Raw genomic sequence first — 17,986 nt, forward strand, 5'->3', positions numbered from 1 at the left:
AGGAGAGATTCGCTAGCTCATCCCCGCGCGCCGTAATCCCTCAAGATAATGCGCGCGATCCTCTTCCCGCAGCATCGGCAGCTCGCGCGTGATCCAGGCGAGCGAGATGCCGGGTTGGGCGCGGCGCAAGCCTTCCAGGGCGGTAGCCGCGCGCGCGGAATCTCCTGACATCCCGGCGGCGGCCGTCAGCACGCGATGCGCGCCGACGAAATCGGCGCGCTGTCGCATCGACTCGCGCGCCATCTGTGCGGCTCCTTCGTAATCGCGGCCGATGAACCGTGCGTAGGCCGCGACGCCGCAATAGATCGCTGCGAGCGGGTCGCGTGGGCTCAGCCGCAGCGCGCGGCGCGCGGCGACATCGCCGTTCTGCCATCGGCCCGCGTAGCACAGCGTCACGCCGTAGAAGGCATGCGCCATCGCAAAGTTCGGATTGAGGTTCAGCGCCAGTTCGAATTCCGCGAGCGCGTCGTCGAAGCGGCGGCGGAATAGATAAGTATAGGCCAGGCCATGATGGGCCCAGGCATCCTCGCGATCGGCCTCCACCGCCGCGAGCGCGGCGCGCTCGGCGACCGGCACGGTCGCGGCCATGTCGGACCAGCCCATATGCGCGCCGAAGATGTGGCTGGTCGCGAGCAGGCCGAGCGCCTTGCCATAGGCGGGATCGAGCGCGACGGCCTTTTCGAGCAATCCCTGCGCGGCGGCATTGTCCTCGCGGGTGATGCGCCAGTAATGCGACAATGCGCGCATCACGAGGTCCCAGGCATCCAGGCTTCCTGGCGGCTTCTGCTGAGCGCGAAAACTTTCGGCGGTATAGAGCTGCGGCTCGATCGCGGCGACGATCGCCTCGGTGATCTCGTCCTGCACGGCGAAGATGTCCGCAAGCTCGCGGTCGTATCGTTCGGCCCAGAGATGGCTGCCGGTCGAGACGTCGTTGAGCTGCGCGGAGATCCGCACGCGATCGCCGCTCCGCCGCACGCTGCCTTCGAGCACGTAGCGCACGCCGAGCTCGCGCGCGACCTCGTTCATGTGCACCGCGCGGCCCTTGTAGACGAAGGAGGAGTTGCGCGCGATGACGAAGAACCAGCGCAGCTTCGACAGCGCGGTGATGATGTCCTCGCTGATCCCGTCCGAGAAATAATCCTGCTCGCGGTCGCCGCTCATGTTGGTGAAGGGCAGCACCGCGATCGCCGGCCGGTCCGGCAGCGGCAGCGGAGCCTGCAGAACCTTCGCGCCGAAGCGGGGGTCCAGTGCGGTCGCCCCATGCTTGGTTTCGACGTCGCCGACGAAACGAAAACCCTTGCGCGAGATGGTGCGGATCAGCGCCTGGCTCGCGCCGCTGTCTCCGACCGCCTTGCGTGCCGCATTGATCCGGCTGGTCAGGGTGGATTCTGAGACGCTGCGCCCGTGCCAGATCTTGTCGATGAGCTCGTCCTTGCTGACCACCCGGTCGCGGTTCTCCATGAGGTGGACGACGAGATCGAACACCTGCGGCTCCACGGCAACGGGAACCTGCTCGCGGCTCAGCTCGCGCAAGTCGGTATCTAGCAGGTGATCCCGGAACAGAAACTGCACGTCGAAAACTCAGACCTCACGGCGACATCGGGCAATGATCAAATCAAGACGGATTTCGGCTGATCTCCGTGAGTCCGCCGAGGGGGCCGTCCGGTTCACCACGATCGCGTGATGACAGCCATGCGGTTTACGGGGGGAATACAACCTGAACTAGAATCTGGCGGTTTCGGCTGGATTCTCGCGGTCCCCACGCTGAAGATATTGCTGAGCGCACACTTAATCGCCGTCATCCTGCGCCGTAGCGAAGCGGAGGCCTCGAAGGATAGACGGCCCGGCCGCATCCCGCCAGTTCATCCTTCGAGGCTCTGCGCGCGCCGCTTCGCGTCGCAGGCCTCGCACCGCAGGATGACGGAGGCGACATTTGGACCGGTGAATGTGCGACGAACGGTGAATGTCCATTGCCGAACAGCTCCGTGTGCGTAAGCTGCCATCACGCAAACACAAACCACGAAGAAACGCTCATGCCCGCTTTGCACCCCTCGACCACCGTGCTGGATTCCATGCTGTTCCGCGATGCCTTCGGCACGCCGCAGATGCGGGAGGTGTTTTCCGATATCGCGACGATCGCGCGCTATGCCGAGGTCGAGGTGGCACTGGCGAAGGCGGAAGCGAGATGCGGCGTGATCCCGCAGGATGCGGCCGATCAGATCGCGGCGCGGACCGATGTTGCCGCGCTCGATTTCGATCTGTTACGGCAGGAGACCGATGTCGTCGGCTATCCGATCCTGCCCCTGGTGCATCAGATGGTGAAGCAATGCGGCGATGCCGGCCGTTATGTGCATTGGGGTGCGACCACGCAGGACATCATGGACACCGCCGTGGTGCTGCAACTGCGCGCAGGCATCGAGATCGTCGAACAGGACATCGCGAGCTTGCGCAAAATCCTCGCCGACCTCTCGAAGCGCTACCGCGACACGCCGATGGCGGGCCGCACCCATCTCCAGCAGGCGCTGCCGGTCACCTTCGGCTACAAAACCGCGATCTGGCTCGCGATGTTCGACCGCCACGCCGAGCGCCTTAGTGAATTGAAGCCGCGCGTCCTGGTCGGCCAGTTCGCCGGCGCCGCCGGCACGCTGGCCTCGCTCGGCGACAAGGGGTTCGAGGTGCAGGAAGCGCTCTGCGCCGAACTGAAACTTGGCGTCCCCGCCTCGACCTGGCACGTCGCACGCGACGGTTTTGCCGAGGCGGTGAATTTCCTGGCGCTGGTCACCGGCTCGCTCGGCAAGATCGCGCTCGACATCATGATCATGGCCTCGACCGAATTCGCCGAGGTCTACGAGCCCTTCGTCAAGGGACGCGGCGCTTCCTCGACCATGCCTCAGAAGCGCAACCCGATCTCCTCCGAACTGATGCTCGCGGCGTCCAAGGCGGTGCGCCAGCACGCCGGGCTGATGCTGGATGCCATGGTGCAGGATTTCGAGCGCGCCACCGGGCCCTGGCACGCCGAATGGATGGCGATCCCTGAGAGCTTCGTGCTGACCGCCGGCGCCTTGCATCAGGCGAAGTTCGCGCTCGCCGGCCTCATCGTGGACGAAAGCAAGATGAACGAGAATCTCGCCGTCAGCCGCGGTCTGATCGTGGCCGAAGCCGTCATGATGGGGCTCGCGCCACAGATCGGGCGGCAGGAGGCGCATGATGTGGTGTATGACGCCTGCCGGCTCGCCAATGAGAAAGGTCTGACACTGGCGGACGCGCTGTCGTCCGACGCCCGCGTCTCTGTCAGAATCGACCGTGCCACGATCGAGGCGCTGACATCACCGAAAAATTACCTCGGCCTTGCTCCCGCCATGGTCGACCGGGTGCTGAAATCGGCAACGCGTTGAAAACCAAATGCGCGAAACTGCGTATCTTTGGGGTATCGCAAGGCACTCGCGCACTTGTGTCTCGCGATGCTAGACTTAAATTGAGCGAGAGACGTTCGGCAGAGGATCCGGCATGACTGATCAACGCATCACCTCCACTCCCATCGATCCCGTGAAGCTCGACCGGCTGGCCGAGGTGGCGGTGAAGGTGGGCCTGGGCTTGCGGCCCGGCCAGGATCTGCTCTTGACGGCGCCTGCGATCGCGTTGCCGCTGGTGCGGCGGATCGCCGTGCATGCCTACAAGGCCGGCGCCGGCATCGTGACGCCTATCCTCTCCGACGAAGAGATGACGCTGGCGCGCTACCGTCACGGCCACGACGGCAGCTTCGATCGCGCCGCCAACTGGCTCTATGAGGGCATGGCCAAGGCATTCTCCGACAACACGGCGCGGCTGGCCATCGTCGGCGACAATCCGATGCTGCTGTCGGGCGAAGACGCTTCCAAGGTCGCGCGCGCCAGCAAGGCCAATTCCATCGCCTATCAGCCGGCGTTGGAAAAGATCGTCAATTTCGACACCAACTGGAACATCATCGCCTATCCGACCGCGGCCTGGGCCAAGCTGGTGTTTCCCAACGATCAGGAAGAGGTTGCGATCGGCAAGCTCGCGGATGCGATCTTCGCGGCGTCCCGCGTCGATCGCGAGGACGCACCGGCCAATTGGGCAAGTCATAATGCGGTGCTGCGCGAGCGCACCAATTGGCTCAATGGCCAGCGCTTCCGCGCGCTGCAATATTCAGGTCCCGGCACCGATCTCACCATTGGTCTCGCCGACGGCCATGAATGGGAAGGCGGCGCCTCGCTCGCCAAGAATGGCATTAGCTGCAACGCCAACATCCCCACGGAAGAAGTGTTCACCACGCCGCATTGCCGGCGGGTCTACGGCCATGTCGTGAGTTCGAAGCCGCTGTCCTACCAGGGCACGCTGATCGACAACATCGCAGTGCGTTTCGAGGACGGCAGGATCGTCGACGCCAAGGCCTCGCGCGGCGCGGAGGTGCTGAACAAGGTGCTGGACACCGACGAAGGCGCGCGGCGTCTCGGTGAAGTGGCGCTGGTGCCGCATTCCTCGCCGATCTCGCAGAGCGGGCTGTTGTTCTACAACACGCTGTTCGACGAGAACGCGGCCTCGCACATCGCGCTCGGCCAGTGCTATTCGAAGTGCTTCGTCAACGGCGCGCAGCTCACGCCGCAGCAGATCGCGGCGCAAGGCGGCAACCAGAGCCTGATCCATATCGACTGGATGATCGGCTCAGCCGAGACCGACATCGACGGCATTCTGGCCGACGGCAGCAAAGTGCCGGTGTTTCGCAAGGGCGAATGGGCGAAGTAACTACGCCGCCGCGTTGCGGAGCATCGGGCTGTTGTCGATGCTGGAGCGGTTGAACAGCGTCGTGAACGGGCGAGCCGTCGGTGGCCCGCACGATGGCCTCGGAGGCCGCCACCGCGTCTGAGACGGCAGCAGTATGAACACGCCGCCGGAGCCGTCGCTGCCGATCTGCCGGTGGTTCTCGATGCCGTCGACGGTGAACCATGGCTCCTCTTCGGTTGCGAAGGAGACATCGAGGCTGCCGAGCCAGGCGACGACCTCGCCTTGCGCTGCGAGAACCTCCGGGGTGAGGGGCATCGGCATGGCTCTTTTCAGATAGCTGCGCGCACTTTGTCGCACCCCGGAAAAGAAGGGTTCATGTGCGCGAAATTGCAGGGAAATCGCGACGTTAACCGTTTCGCGTCCGCAACTTGCGGCTGATTGTCGAGCCCTGCGTAAGAAAGAATTAAAAATCGGCTACTAGCGTTCCCGCCATCTTTGAACAATCCGGGCCGAGACCCGGGCAGGTCATATTTTATCCCGAGGAACAGATGTCGCGCACATTGATTGAAATCAATAATTGCAATGTTGAGCTCGAGCTGCGGCCGATCGAACCGTCCTGGATCATCGAAGGCAATCCGGTGTCGCGCTCGCACATCCTGTCCACCAGCGCCGACGGCACCGCTTCGACCATCATATGGGCCTGTACCGAAGGCCGCTTCAACTGGTACTACGACATCGACGAGACGATCATGATCATGGAAGGATCGATCGTGCTCGAAAGCGACGGCATGCCGCCGAAGCGTTACGGCCCAGGCGACGTCATCTTCTTCCGCGACGGCGCGCATGCCAAATGGCATGTCGAAGGCCACGTCAAGAAGATCGCGTTCTGCCGCAAGACCAATCCCGTGATGATCGGATTCCTGATCCGCGTCGTCAACAAGCTCAAGAAGATCCTCGTCTCCACCGGCGAGCGCCGGCCGGCCTCGCTGATGGGCGCCAATTAAGAGTTCGACAGTTTCAAGGACGCTTCCCAGCGGCAACGACGGAACAGGGCCGGGATCAACATCCCGGCCCTGTTCTCGTCATGACGGCAACCCTTTTCAGGGCAAATCGAGCCGGTAGAAATTGCTCGCGGTCTGCGAGAACAACGCCGTCTTCTCGGTCTCGCTCAAGGGCGCGGCGATACGCTTGAAGGCGTTGAAGATCACCTGGTAGCTGCACTGGCCCTTGTCCGGCGGAAAATTGCTCTCGAACATCGCACGCTTGGATCCAAACGCCTCGATGCAGGTTTCGACGTAAGGCCGCCACGCGGCGGCAAGCTCCTCGGATGACGGCGGCCTCTCGCGCAAATGGAAGTCGTAGCCGAGCAGGCACATCGCGAGCCCGCCGAGCTTCACCACGACGTTCTCGCATTTGGCGATCTCCCGGATCGAGGCACGCCATTGCGGAAACACCTCCTCGCGTCGCCCGGCAAAGCGGCCGATTCCGGCCGGGCCGCCGCAATGGTCGAGCACGATCCTGGTGTCGGGAAATGCGCGGGCGAGCTCGGTCAGCTCGCCGATCTGCGGATGGAACAGCCAGGCGTCGAAGCTGAGGTTCAGCGGCGCCAGACAGGCAAAGCCCTTGCGGAAGGTCAGGTCCTGCAGCAATCCCTGCGGCCGGCTCGCATACATGCCGGCGACAGCCGGATCCTGGTCCCAGGCCGAGGAATGCCGGATGCCGCGGAAGCGACCGTTGCCCGCCGCGATCTCGGCCTCCAGCACCGGTTTTGCGGCATCGCCGAGCAGCAGATTGACGTGGCTGACGATGCCGGCGCAGATCGCGGCCTTGCCGTAGCCGCCGCTGGCGCTCATCGCGGCGACGCCATTGGCGAACTCGACCTCGCCGACCGGCCGGAATGCCTCGGGTCCGTGCGCACGATACATCGAGCGGCAGTCGACATAGACGGTGGCGGTGATGTTGTGGCCGGAGGCGATATCGGCCGCCATCTCCTCGATCAAATAGCGGTGCCCGCGATTCCAGAGATGGTGATGGGGATCGACGATCGGCCGTAAGGGATCGATGATCTCCTCCTGATGCAGCGCGAGCCAGTCCTCGCGCGGCTCGACGAATAACCCGCTCGTGTTGGCGGGCAGACCGCTTGCAGCCATCGGCGTGCGCTCCCTTTACGTATGCTTCTTGTTCGGGGAGCCTAGCATCTCGTCCTCGCACGCAGCAGCGCGCGTTGCGCAACCGCACCCGTCATCGCGGACACAGCGGCGCCGTCATCATCCCTTGCGCCGCTTCGCCCTCACATCGACCATCAGCCGCCAATCGGTTGCGGTGGCCGGCTTGACCTCGCCGAGCCAATGGAAGAAATCCTCGGTTACCTCCGTAAAACTCCAGCGCGTCAGGTCGCCGGCTTCGGTCGTGCCTTCCTGCACGATGTCGGCATCGTGGGGACGGCCGATCTGCTGGCGGAATATGCAGCGGCCGGGATCGAACCAGGAAATCCGCCATGCATCGATGGTCGGATCGTAGACCCGCAGCGTCGTGCCGTACCAATTGCCGGCGATCGGCAAGGCCGGGCTGCCGGCCGGGCGCGGAATGATCCAGACGTCCTGCACGGCGCGGCCCTCCAGCACCCAGCCGAAATGGATTTCGCCGGGCGCGGTGTGTTTCGTTCCATCGGCTCCATGGGCGGTGATCTCGGCGTCCCAATCGCCGACGAAGCGGCCGTAAAGCTGGAGTGCCGCCGCGTGCTCGGGGTTCGGTCCGTCCGCGTGCAATAATCTCGCAAAGTCGGTCATGTCGATCTCCTGTTGCGAGGAGATCAGCACGACCGGCGGGCAGCCGACTTGGAGAAAATTGCGCGTCAGACGCCGTCGAGGATGATCACCGTCGGCTTCGACGGCAGCGCATCCCGGGACATCCGGAAACTTCGCTCCATGCGCCGGTCGATCTCGAACTGCTGGCCGATGCGTTCCATGAAATCGTCGAGCGGGGTGGCGAAGCGGTGCATCGGCAGCACCACCGAGGCGCGCAGCCGCTTGGTGATCTCGGAGACGCCGTCGAGCGACATGGTATAGGTGCCGTCGATCGGCACCATCACGATGTCGAGCCGCCCGATCTGGGCAAAGTGGCTGTCATCGAGCTTGTGGTGAAGATGGCCGAGATGGCCGATGCAGAGGCCCGCGACCTCGAAGATGAAGATCGAATTGCCGTCGCGGATCATGTCGGCGCCGGAATCGTCCCCGAAATAGCGGCGGATGTCGGTGGTGACGTTGCGGATGAAGGTGTCGCCGATGCGTTCCGACACGATGGCCGGCTTGCCGTCCTCGCCCCAGCCATGCAGCACACGAGGAATGCGCTTGTCGGGGTATAACGAGTAGTGCGTGCTGTGGGCCCGGTTCATGGTGACGACATCGGGCAGCCGTCCCACCTGGTAGGCTCCGCTATAGTCGGTGGCGATGCGCAAGCCGCCGGGCGTGTCGATGAAATAGGTGGAATGGCCGGCATAGGTGATCTGGACTTCAGCCGAGGCCGCGACCTGCCGGAACGCGACCGGCGTCACGCGGGGGGCCGCATTCGCCATCGCCAGGCACTCGCTGCGCTGAGGCTGCTGGGCGAGGGCAGGTGAGAGGAATGCGCCGAACAGCGCCAGAGCCGCCGAAACCAATCGCCGCATCAATCCACCCCCTATGACTTCAGGGAAAGTCTAGCGTGCAATGCAGCGCGTGGCCAACAGCGCGCGATCAACAGCGCGCCAGTGTCGCACCCCCACGCCCGCCTTTTATGATTCCCGCCTTGGGCTGAACTTCCAGGTGATGGCGACGAGGCTCGCAGTGATCAGGCCGCTGACGAGACCGACGATGGGCAGCGCGAGAACCAGCGCGGCGCTGGCAGCCCATCCGATCGAGGAGAACGCCTCGGCGAAGGTCGCAAGCCGCGACGAGGTCTGGCGGCGGCGGAATTGGCTGCGCCGGGCCTGCACCCGGAACCAGAGCTGGATCGCGGTCGCCGAGGCCGCGCTGACGATGACCGCACCTGCGGTGACCGCGGCCTGGAACGGCGAGGCGAAAGCCAATGCTGCGATCAGCGGGCAGAAGATGACGGTGATCGCGATCAGCACCACCTCGATCTTGGCGCGGGTGACGCTGGACGGCGTCAGCGGCGCGGTCGCAACCAGGTCGGGCGCGTCCTCGCCCGAGATCGTCAGCCAGGCAAGCCCGCCGGCGAGTTGTCCCGCCGCCATGACGATGACGGGCGTGATCAGCGTCAGCGCCGCGGAGCTGTCGGCAAAACTGCGCCAGAGCAGCAGCGCCGGCGGCACCAGATAGAGCAGCTGCATCAGCGTCTGCGAGATCAGCCAGGGATCGCGCCAGAGCAGCGAAAATTCCTTGCGCCGCAGCGCATGCTGCCGCGATCCGCCGCGGAACGGGCGCTCCTTCGCGCTGCGACGGCCAGACGCGCCATAGGCGGCGGCATCGATCGCGGTGTCTGCAAAACGGCCCGAGAAGATCGCCATGACGCTTCCGAGCAGCACGAGCCCGAGCGCCAGGAGCAGCAGCAGCGCTTCGGCGTCCCCCATCGCCGCCCGTGCCGGCCACCACCAGATGCTGTCGGCATCGGGCGCGTAAGCGGCCAGGCTACCCGAGGTCAGGATGGTGAAGCGCGACAGCGTGCCGTAGGACATGATCGCCGCGACCTGGAGCGCGATCACGAAGCCGGCGCCGATGATCGCGGCAAGGATCTGGGCGACGAACCGTGTCCGCGCCGGGCCGATCAGGCGGAACAGCAGAATGGTGACGGCGATCGCGATCGCTGCGGCCGACAGGCCCATGGCGACGACGACGCCGAACGCTGCAAGCCAGCGCGCGCCGCCCCCGAACACCAGCACGTCGATGAAGGGCGTCGAGAACAGCAGCGCTATCACCGTGACGGTGAGCGCAATCGCGGCGATGCGCACCGAGAACAGATTGGCCAGCGTCGCGGGTGAGGACATGATGAGGTCGAGATCGGCGCGTGCGTAAAACACCCGCGTCACCGATTCGATCGCCTGCGACAGCATCAGCGTCCAGGCGAGAAAAATCGTCGCCGAAATCACGATCAGCGAGGATTTGTCGAGCGGCAATTGCAGGTCGGCGAAGCGGCCGATCACCGCCCAGGCCGGCACATGCAGCAGCGCCGCGAACAACAGCAGGCCGATCACCGCGGCACGCGTTCGTTTGCGCCGCCCGCCGGTCATCATGCCGAGCCATTCGCGCCAGGCGAGCCGGAGCTCGTGGCGGGCGAACCAGGACAGCGCGGTGGCCGAGCTCATGCGGCTTCCTGGAGCGTCACCAGGGCGATGAACAGATCTTCCAGACTGGTATCGGCGTGCCCGTTTTGCTGCCGGAGCTCGGTCAGCGTGCCCTCGGCAACCAGGCGCCCGGCTGCGATCACCCCGATGCGGTCAGCCATGCGTTCGGCGACCTCGAGAATATGCGTGGTCATGATCACGGTGCAGCCGGCGCGGACGCGCTCGCTGAGGAGTCCTTTGACATGGCGGGCGGAGACGGCGTCCAGTCCCGTCAGCGGCTCGTCGAGGATGATGAGGCGGGGATCGTGCACCAGTGCGCCGGCGAGGGCGACTTTCTGGCGCATGCCCTTGGAAAATCCCTCGCACCGTTCGTGCCGGTGCGGCTCGAGCCCGAGCGAGTTCAGGAGCCCCGCGGCGACTGGTTCCGAGGCCGATGGTGCGATGCCCCACAGACCGGCCACGAATTCGAGATATTCGAGCGGCGTGAGCTTGTCATAGATCATGGGCTCGTCGGAGACCCACGCCATCACCTGCTTGGCGGCGACGGGGTTTTGGAGCGCATCGATGCCGAAGATGGAGACCGCGCCGGCATCGGGCCGCAAAAGGCCCGCAACCATGCGCAAAGTGGTGGTCTTGCCGGCGCCGTTGGGGCCGACCAGCGCATAGAATTCGCCGGCATGGATGGTGAGATCGAGGTTATCGACCGCCAGACGGTCAAAACGCTTCGTTAACCCCAGGACTTCGAGCGCCGAATCGTCCGGCTTCATGGTGGTCACACCTTGCGGTTTTGCATCGCTCGCGACCATGACCCGAAGATGTTTCGGCACCGTGAATCGCGCTGCCGCAAATTCCGTCATCCGGATTGGACTAATGGCAAGTCACCGTTTGTTGACAGCGCTTGGCGGTTCAGGCTGAATTGGCGAAGGGACGAATGGCGCGAACGCAGCGAAACGACTGCGTAGCGACTGAACACAAGATGCGGCAAGGCGGTCAGGAAGAACCGCCGGTTGTATCGGGAGGATGCGCGACGATGCTGGATTTCGTTCAGCAGCTGGTCAGCGGTGTTGCGCTCGGCTGCGTCTACGGCCTGATCGCGCTCGGCTTCGTGCTCGTCTACAAGGCCACCGAAGTCGTCAATTTCGCCCAGGGCGATTTGATGATGCTGGGCGGCTTCTTTGCCTTCACCTTCATCGGCATGATGGGCCTGAACTACTGGATCGGCTTTGCCGGTGCGGTGGCGGCGATGGCGCTGTTCGGCATGCTGGCCGAGCGCGTGGTGGTGCGGCCGATCCTCGGCTATCCGCAGTTCTCCATCATCATGGCGACCATCGGGCTCGGCTACTTCCTGCGCTCGATCGCAGGCATGATCTGGGGGACCGATGATCTGAAGATCGAGACGCCGTTTAGCCAGGGCGTGCTGCGCATCGGCTCGCTGGTGCTCGCCTACGACAAGCTCTCGGTGATCGCGGCGACCATGATCCTGTGCACGCTGCTCTATCTGTTCTTCAACAAGACCACGCTCGGCACTGCGATGCGCGCCAGCTCCGAGAACATGCTCGCGGCCTATTACATGGGCATTCCGGTCAAGCGCGTGGTCTCGATCGTGTGGGCGATCAGCGCGGCGGTTGCGACCTGCGCCGGCGTGCTGCTGGCGCCCATCACCTTCATCCACTCCAATGTCGGTCTGGTGCTCGGCCTGAAGGCGTTTCCGGCCGCCGTGCTCGGCGGCTTCGGCTCGATCCCCGGCGCCGTCGTCGGCGGCGTCCTGATCGGCGTCATCGAGAGCATGGCCGGCTTCTATCTGGCCGAGGGCTGGAAGGACGTCGCGCCCTACATCGTGCTGCTCGCCGTGCTCTTGCTCAAGCCCGAAGGCCTGTTCGGCCTTCACGTCCGCAAGAAGGTCTGAACGCATGCGCTTCCTGTTCAAGACCGACTACGAGGACGACATCAGGCTGTTTCCGCATTCGGGCTATTACGTCTCATACGGTCTCCTGCTGGCCGTGCTGCTGATCGCGCCCTATGTGCTCTCCAGCTATCTGATGAGCCAGCTCGTCTTCGTCTGCATCTATGCGACCGTCGGCGTGGCGCTGCTGATCCTGACCGGTTTCACCGGGCAGGCCTCGCTCGGGCACGCGGCGTTCCTCGCGATCGGCGCCTACACGGCGGCGTACTTGCAGACGTACAACGTGCCGTTCCCGGTCTACTTCCTCGCCGCAGGCCTTCTGTCCGGGTGCATCGGCGCGTTGGTCGGCTTTCCCGCGCTGCGGCTCCAGGGCATCTACCTCGTCATCGCCACCATCTCCTTCGCCTTGATCGTCGAGGAGATCCTGGCGCGTTGGGAGAGCGTGACTCACGGCAACGAGGGCATGCGGGTGAAGACGCTGTCGCTGCTCGGCGTTGCGGTGCCGCGCGATAGCCCCACTTTCTATTTCCTCTGCCTCGCCGTGCTGGTGCTGACCATCGTCGGTACGCTCAATCTGCTGCGTTCGCCGACCGGGCGCGCCTTCGTTGCGATCCGCGACAGCGAGACCGCGGCGCGCAGCATGGGCGTCAATGTCGCGCTGTACAAGGTGAAGTCCTTTGCGATCTCCGCGGCGATCACCGGCTTCGCCGGCGTGTTGTTCGCGCACAAGCTCTCCTTCATCTCGCCGGAGATGTTCACGCTCCAGCTCTCGATCGAGTTCATCATCGTGATCCTGATCGGCGGCACCTTCAGCCTGCACGGCGCGGTGCTGGGGGCGATCTTCATTGTGATGATCGATCCGTTCCTGACCTACCTCAAGGACGACATGCCCGGCATCATAGCCGGCATTGCAGCGACCTTCGGAGCGGGCACGCAAACCGCAGCCAATGTCCAGTCAAAGGTCGCGGCCTTTGCCTCGCTCAACGGCCTGAAAGGCGCGATCTACGGCATCATCATCGTATTGTTCGTGCTGTTCGAGCCGCTCGGGCTTTACGGCCGCTGGCTCAAGATCAAACTCTTCTTCCAGCTGTTCCCGCTCTACAAGCGCGCCACCTTCAAGCGGCAGAAGATCTATGTGAAGTCGGAGCGCAACCGATGAGCTATTTTCGCGCCGAGAGTCTGTCGCTGCATTTCGGCGGGCTGAAGGCCGTCGACGCGGTGTCGTTCGCGGTCGAAAAGGGCGAGATCCTCTCGATCATCGGGCCCAACGGCGCCGGCAAGAGCTCGATTTTCAACCTGATTTCGCGGATCTACCGGCCGACCTCGGGCCGCATCTTTTTCGAGGATCAGGACATCACGGAGCAGCCGCCCCATGACATCGCAAGGCTCGGCATCGCCCGCACGTTCCAGAACATCGAGCTGTTCGAGAACGCGACGGTGTTGTCGAACCTGTTGGTCGGCCGCCACCGGCATTCGACCACGCAGCTTTGGCAGGAGCTGTTGTTCCTGCCAGGCGTACGGGCCGACGAGAAGCTGCATCGCCGCAGGGTCGAGCAGGTCATCGAATTCCTCGATCTCGAGCCTTACCGCGACAAGCTGATCTCGGGTCTGCCTTACGGCGTGCGCAAGGTGATCGAGCTGGCGCGCGCGCTGTGCTCGGAGCCGAAGCTGATCCTGCTCGACGAGCCGTCCTCCGGCCTCAACGTGGAGGAAACCGACGACATGTCGTTCTGGATCCGCGACCTCAAGAGCGAACTCGGCGTCACCGTGCTCATGGTCGAGCACGACATGTCGCTGGTCAATCGCGTCTCCGACCGCGTCATCGCGCTGAACTACGGCAGGGTGCTGGCGATGGGCTCGCCCGCCGAAGTGCAGCAGCACCCCGATGTCGTCGCCGCCTATCTGGGAGCCTGACGCGATGGATGCCGTGGCGACACCGGACATCATCCTGAAACTCTCCAACATCGAGAGCTATTACGGGCCGATCATGGCGATCCGCGGCATCTCGCTCGAAGTGCCGCGCGGCCGCATCGTCACGCTGCTGGGTGCCAACGGCGCCGGCAAGACCACGGTGCTGAAGACGATCTCGGGCATCCTCGATCCGCAGAAGGGCGCCATCGAGTTCATGGGCAAGTCCATCCAGCGCATGGAGGCGGACAGGATCGTGCGGCTGGGCCTCAGCCATGTGCCGGAGGGACGTGAGGTGTTCCCGTTCCTTTCCGTGCGCGAGAACCTGATGATGGGTGCCTATCCGCGCAGGGATCGCGACGGCGTTGCCGACGATCTGGAGCGCGTCTACGGCTATTTCCCGCGGCTGAAGGAGCGCATCAACCAGCCGGCCGGACAGCTCTCCGGCGGCGAGCAGCAGATGCTCGCGATTGGCCGTGCGCTGATGAACCGGCCGACGCTGTTGCTGCTCGACGAGCCCTCGCTCGGGCTGTCGCCGTTGCTGGTGAAGGAGATCTTCGCCATCATCCGTCGCGTCAACGAGGAGCAGGGCATGTCGATCCTGCTGGTCGAGCAGAACGCCAAGGTGGCGCTGGAGACGGCGCATTATGGCTATGTGCTGGAGATCGGCCGGATCGTGATGAACGACACCTGCGACCGCTTGATGCATTCCCAGGACATCCAGGAATTCTACCTTGGCGCCAAGGAAGCGGGCGCCCGTGGCGAGCGGCGCTGGAAAAAGAAGAAGACTTGGCGTTGAAGCAAGGCTTGGAATTGAAGCAAGACTTGGCGTTGAAGGAAGACTTGGCCCTGAAGCAAGACTTGGCGTTGAAGGAAGACTTGGCGTTAGATCGGGAGACTCGTTCGCAACAATAGACCGCCGGCAAGGCAGGCAGCGGAGGGGAACGCGACAAGGAGGAGACGTGCATGGCCCGACCGGCAGTGCTGACGGTCGCTGACACGATCGCGAAGAGCTTTTTGCGCGCCGCGGAGACGCGGGGCGACAGGCCGGCTATACGCGAGAAGAAATTCGGGATCTGGCAGCCGACCAGCTGGCGCGAATGGCTGGAGATCTCGAAGGAGGTCGCCTACGCGCTGCATGCCATCGACTTCAGGCCCGGCGACGTCGCTTCCATCATCGCCAACGCCGTGCCGGAATGGGTCCATGTCGACATGGGCATTCTGTGCGCCGGCGGCGTCTCTTCCGGGATCTATCCGACCGATGCCTCATCCCAGGTCGAATATCTCGTCAACGACTCCCGAACGAGTGTGATCTTCGCCGAGGACGAGGAGCAGCTCGACAAGATCCTGGCCTGCCGCGCACGCTGCCCGTCTCTGCGCAAGATCATCGTGTTCGACATGGAGGGCCTCAGCGGCTTCTCCGACGAGATGGTGATGTCGCTCGACGAGTTCCGTGCGCTCGGGCGCAACCACATGCTCGGCCGTGAGTCGCTATGGCAGCAGATGGTCGACAGTCGCGGCGCGAGCGATCTCGCGGTCCTCGTCTATACATCCGGCACCACGGGCCCGCCCAAGGGCGCCATGCACGCCAATCGCAGCGTCACGCACCAGATGCGGCACGCCAACGATTTCATTCCAGCGCGCGAGGATGAGGACCGGCTGATCTTCCTGCCGCTCTGCCACGTCGCCGAACGGATCGGCGGCTATTACATCTCGGTCGCGCTCGGCTCGGTGATGAACTTTGCCGAGAGCCCGGAGACGGTGCCGGATAATCTGCGCGAGGTGCAGCCGACCATCTTCCTCGCGGTGCCGCGCATCTGGGAAAAATTCTATTCCGCCATCACCATCGCGCTGAAGGACGCGACCCCGCTGCAGCGATGGGTCTACCGGCGCGCCATCGACGTCGGCTATCGCATGGTCGATTACAGGATCGAAGGGAAGTCGCCGCCGCTGTCGTTGCGTATCGCGAACGGTATCGCTTATCGGCTCGCCTTCCGCAATATCCGCCGCATGATCGGGCTCGACCGCTGCCTCATCGCCTTCACCGGCGCGGCGCCGATCGCACCGGAGCTGATCCGCTGGTTCCTCGCGCTCGGCATCGACATCCACGAGGTCTACGGCCAGACGGAGAATTGCGGCGTCGCCACCATGATGCCGGCGGAGCGGATCAAGCTCGGCTCGGTCGGCAAGGCGGTGTCGTGGGGTGAAGTGGCGCTGTCGCCCGACGGGGAGATCCTGATCAGGGGCGACTTCCTGTTCATGGGCTATCTGAACCAGCCGGAGAGGACAGCTGAGACCATCGATCATCGCGGCTGGCTGCATACCGGCGACGTCGGCACCATCGACAATGAGGGCTTCGTCCGTATCACCGACCGGATGAAGGACATCATCATCACCTCCGGCGGCAAGAACATCACGCCATCCGAGATCGAGAACCAGCTGAAATTCTCGCCCTATATCTCGGATTCCGTAGTGATCGGCGACAAGCGGCCATACCTCACCTGCCTCGTGATGATCGACCAGGAGAATGTCGAGAAATTCGCGCAGGACCACGACATCCCTTTCACCAATTATGCCAGCCTGTGCCGCGCGACGGAGATCCAGGACCTGATCTGGCGCGAGATCGAGGGGGTCAATGCGAATTTCGCCCGCGTCGAGACCATCAAGAGATTCTATCTGATCGAACGCCAGCTCACTCCGGAGGACGAGGAGCTGACGCCGACCATGAAGCTGAAGCGCGGCTTCGTGAACAAGCGCTATGCCGCCGAGATCGAAGCGATGTACCCGACGCGGGCGGTGGCTTGAACATTCTTGTTTGAATAACAGCGAAGGAGTGACGGCCCCTACCCTTCGCATCATAGAGGGCCCCAAGGAGAGGAGACGTCAATGTCGAGATCGTTGAGAACGTTCGGCTTTGCGGCGGGCGCGGTGGTGCTCACCTGTTTGCCTGCCGCGGCACAGACCAAGGTCACCAATGAGGGCATCTCGGCCTCCGAGATCGTCATCGGCACCCATCAGGACCTGTCGGGGCCGATCAAGGGCTGGGGCGTGCCGGTCTCAAACGGCATGAAGATGGCGGTCGAGGAGATCAACGCCGCCGGCGGCGTCCAGGGGCGAAAGATTCGGCTTGTGGTCGAGGACAGCGGCTACGATCCGAAGAAGGCTGTGCTCGCATCGCAGAAGCTGATCGAGCGCGATAAGATCTTCGCGATGGTGGGGCCAATGGGCTCGCCGACTGTCCTGGCGGCGCAGGATATTTTGCTCGACGCCGGTGTGCTTCAGCTCTTCCCGCTGACGGCGGCGGAGTTCACGTTCAAGTTCGATCCCGCCAAGCCGCAGGAGCGGCTGAAGTTCAACAATCTGCTGCCCTATGTGGAGAGCACGCGGGCGGCGTTGAAATACATGATGGAGTGGAAGAACTTCAAAAAGCCCTGCATCATGCATCAGGACGACGAGTACGGGAAGAACGTGCTCGACGGCTTCAACCAGCAGCTCACTGCCATGAAGGTCCAGCCGGCCTCGATCACGAGCTACAAGCGCGGTGCCTCCGACTTCAGCGCACAGATCGCCAAGATGAAGTCCGACAGCTGCGATCTCGTCGTGCTCGGCGCTGTGCTCCGTGAGCCCATCGGCGCAATGACGGAAGCCAAGAAGCTCGGCTGGGACGTCACCTTCCTCGGCGCGACGCCAACCAACGTGATGGAGGTGCCCATGCTCGGCAAGGAGGCCGTCGAAGGGCTCTATGCGGCGTCCGGATTCGAGATCCCCTACGAGGACACCGCAAAGGGCAAGGTGAAAGACTGGCTGGTCAATTACAAGAAGATGTTCAGCACCGACGCCAACACGCAGGCCATCATTGGCTACAACGCGGTGATGACGTTCGCGTTCTACGCCAACAAGGCGGGCAAGGATCTGACCGGCCAGAAGATGCTGGACTCGCTGGAATCGGGCGACAAGTTCCTCGACATCTTCAACTCGCCGCCGACCAAATTCTCCAAGACCGACCACCTCGCCAACACCATCACCCAGGTGCAGCAGGTCAAGGGCGGCCGCTGGGTTCTGGTGAAGGACAATCTGATGTTTTGATCGCTTGCCGCCCGCGCGCTGCACCCTCTCCCCTTGTGGGAGAGGGTGGCTTCGCGTGAGCGAAG

Annotated in this window: 16 protein-coding genes; 9 read left to right on the forward strand and 7 right to left on the reverse strand. The window is 63.7% G+C overall.

The features are described from left to right. Window positions 1-12 precede the first annotated feature (12 nt). A complete protein-coding gene (locus C7G41_RS05995; protein WP_106941701.1) occupies window positions 13-1,572 on the reverse strand; it encodes a winged helix-turn-helix domain-containing protein in 1,560 nt (519 codons plus the stop codon). 461 nt (window positions 1,573-2,033) lie between these two features. On the opposite strand from C7G41_RS05995, the gene pcaB reads away from it, so the two are divergent. Together pcaB and C7G41_RS06005 are read left to right on the forward strand one after the other, a co-directional pair. Then, entirely contained in the window at window positions 2,034-3,395 is a 1,362-nt protein-coding gene (gene pcaB / locus C7G41_RS06000) for a 3-carboxy-cis,cis-muconate cycloisomerase (RefSeq protein ID WP_106941702.1), read from the forward strand. 112 nt (window positions 3,396-3,507) lie between these two features. Next, window positions 3,508-4,764, forward strand: a complete 1,257-nt coding sequence (locus tag C7G41_RS06005; RefSeq protein WP_106941703.1) for an aminopeptidase — start codon at window positions 3,508-3,510, stop codon at window positions 4,762-4,764. On the opposite strand, the gene C7G41_RS37675 is transcribed toward C7G41_RS06005, so the two are convergent. Further along, window positions 4,765-5,058 (reverse strand): hypothetical protein, encoded by a 294-nt coding sequence (locus tag C7G41_RS37675; protein ID WP_199198212.1) that lies wholly within the window; start codon window positions 5,056-5,058, stop codon window positions 4,765-4,767. A gap of 233 nt (window positions 5,059-5,291) precedes the next feature. On the opposite strand from C7G41_RS37675, the gene C7G41_RS06015 reads away from it, so the two are divergent. Beyond that, on the forward strand, window positions 5,292-5,747 hold the full coding sequence (locus tag C7G41_RS06015; protein WP_199198213.1) for a cupin domain-containing protein: 456 nt from the start codon (window positions 5,292-5,294) through the stop codon (window positions 5,745-5,747). Window positions 5,748-5,843: 96 nt separating this feature from the next. On the opposite strand, the gene C7G41_RS06020 is transcribed toward C7G41_RS06015, so the two are convergent. From C7G41_RS06020 to C7G41_RS06040, 5 genes are all read right to left on the reverse strand, one after another. Continuing rightward, window positions 5,844-6,893: an amidohydrolase gene (locus tag C7G41_RS06020; protein ID WP_106941705.1), complete on the reverse strand. Its 1,050-nt coding sequence runs from the start codon at window positions 6,891-6,893 to the stop codon at window positions 5,844-5,846. A gap of 117 nt (window positions 6,894-7,010) precedes the next feature. Then, a complete protein-coding gene (locus C7G41_RS06025) occupies window positions 7,011-7,532 on the reverse strand; it encodes a hypothetical protein (RefSeq protein WP_199198214.1) in 522 nt (173 codons plus the stop codon). Between the two features lie 65 nt (window positions 7,533-7,597). Beyond that, entirely contained in the window at window positions 7,598-8,410 is an 813-nt protein-coding gene (locus C7G41_RS06030) for an MBL fold metallo-hydrolase (RefSeq protein WP_106941707.1), read from the reverse strand. A gap of 105 nt (window positions 8,411-8,515) precedes the next feature. Next, window positions 8,516-10,045 (reverse strand): permease, encoded by a 1,530-nt coding sequence (locus C7G41_RS06035; RefSeq protein WP_106941708.1) that lies wholly within the window; start codon window positions 10,043-10,045, stop codon window positions 8,516-8,518. Then, entirely contained in the window at window positions 10,042-10,791 is a 750-nt protein-coding gene (locus C7G41_RS06040) for an ABC transporter ATP-binding protein (protein WP_199198260.1), read from the reverse strand. Before C7G41_RS06040 ends, C7G41_RS06035 begins: the two co-directional genes overlap by 4 nt. Window positions 10,792-11,054: 263 nt before the next feature. On the opposite strand from C7G41_RS06040, the gene C7G41_RS06045 reads away from it, so the two are divergent. The 6 genes from C7G41_RS06045 (at window position 11,055) to C7G41_RS06070 (ending at window position 17,921) form a co-directional block, all read left to right on the forward strand. Next, on the forward strand, window positions 11,055-11,930 hold the full coding sequence (locus C7G41_RS06045; protein WP_106941710.1) for a branched-chain amino acid ABC transporter permease: 876 nt from the start codon (window positions 11,055-11,057) through the stop codon (window positions 11,928-11,930). Window positions 11,931-11,934: 4 nt separating this feature from the next. Continuing rightward, a complete protein-coding gene (locus C7G41_RS06050) occupies window positions 11,935-13,086 on the forward strand; it encodes a branched-chain amino acid ABC transporter permease (RefSeq protein WP_106941711.1) in 1,152 nt (383 codons plus the stop codon). Then, window positions 13,083-13,841 carry an ABC transporter ATP-binding protein gene (locus C7G41_RS06055; protein ID WP_106941712.1) on the forward strand — a complete coding sequence of 253 codons (759 nt, stop codon included), beginning with the start codon at window positions 13,083-13,085 and terminating at the stop codon, window positions 13,839-13,841. Before C7G41_RS06050 ends, C7G41_RS06055 begins: the two co-directional genes overlap by 4 nt. Before the next feature lie 4 nt (window positions 13,842-13,845). Further along, entirely contained in the window at window positions 13,846-14,634 is a 789-nt protein-coding gene (locus tag C7G41_RS06060) for an ABC transporter ATP-binding protein (RefSeq protein WP_106941713.1), read from the forward strand. Window positions 14,635-14,801: 167 nt separating this feature from the next. After that, window positions 14,802-16,640 (forward strand): long-chain fatty acid--CoA ligase, encoded by a 1,839-nt coding sequence (locus tag C7G41_RS06065; RefSeq protein ID WP_106941714.1) that lies wholly within the window; start codon window positions 14,802-14,804, stop codon window positions 16,638-16,640. A gap of 81 nt (window positions 16,641-16,721) precedes the next feature. Then, the gene (locus tag C7G41_RS06070) at window positions 16,722-17,921 is read left to right on the forward strand and encodes an ABC transporter substrate-binding protein (protein ID WP_106941715.1); all 1,200 of its coding nucleotides are present in this window, start codon (window positions 16,722-16,724) and stop codon (window positions 17,919-17,921) included. Window positions 17,922-17,986: the final 65 nt, after the last annotated feature.

The sequence above is a fragment of the Bradyrhizobium sp. MOS002 genome (assembly GCF_003020115.1).
Classification (GTDB): Bacteria; Pseudomonadota; Alphaproteobacteria; order Rhizobiales; family Xanthobacteraceae; genus Bradyrhizobium.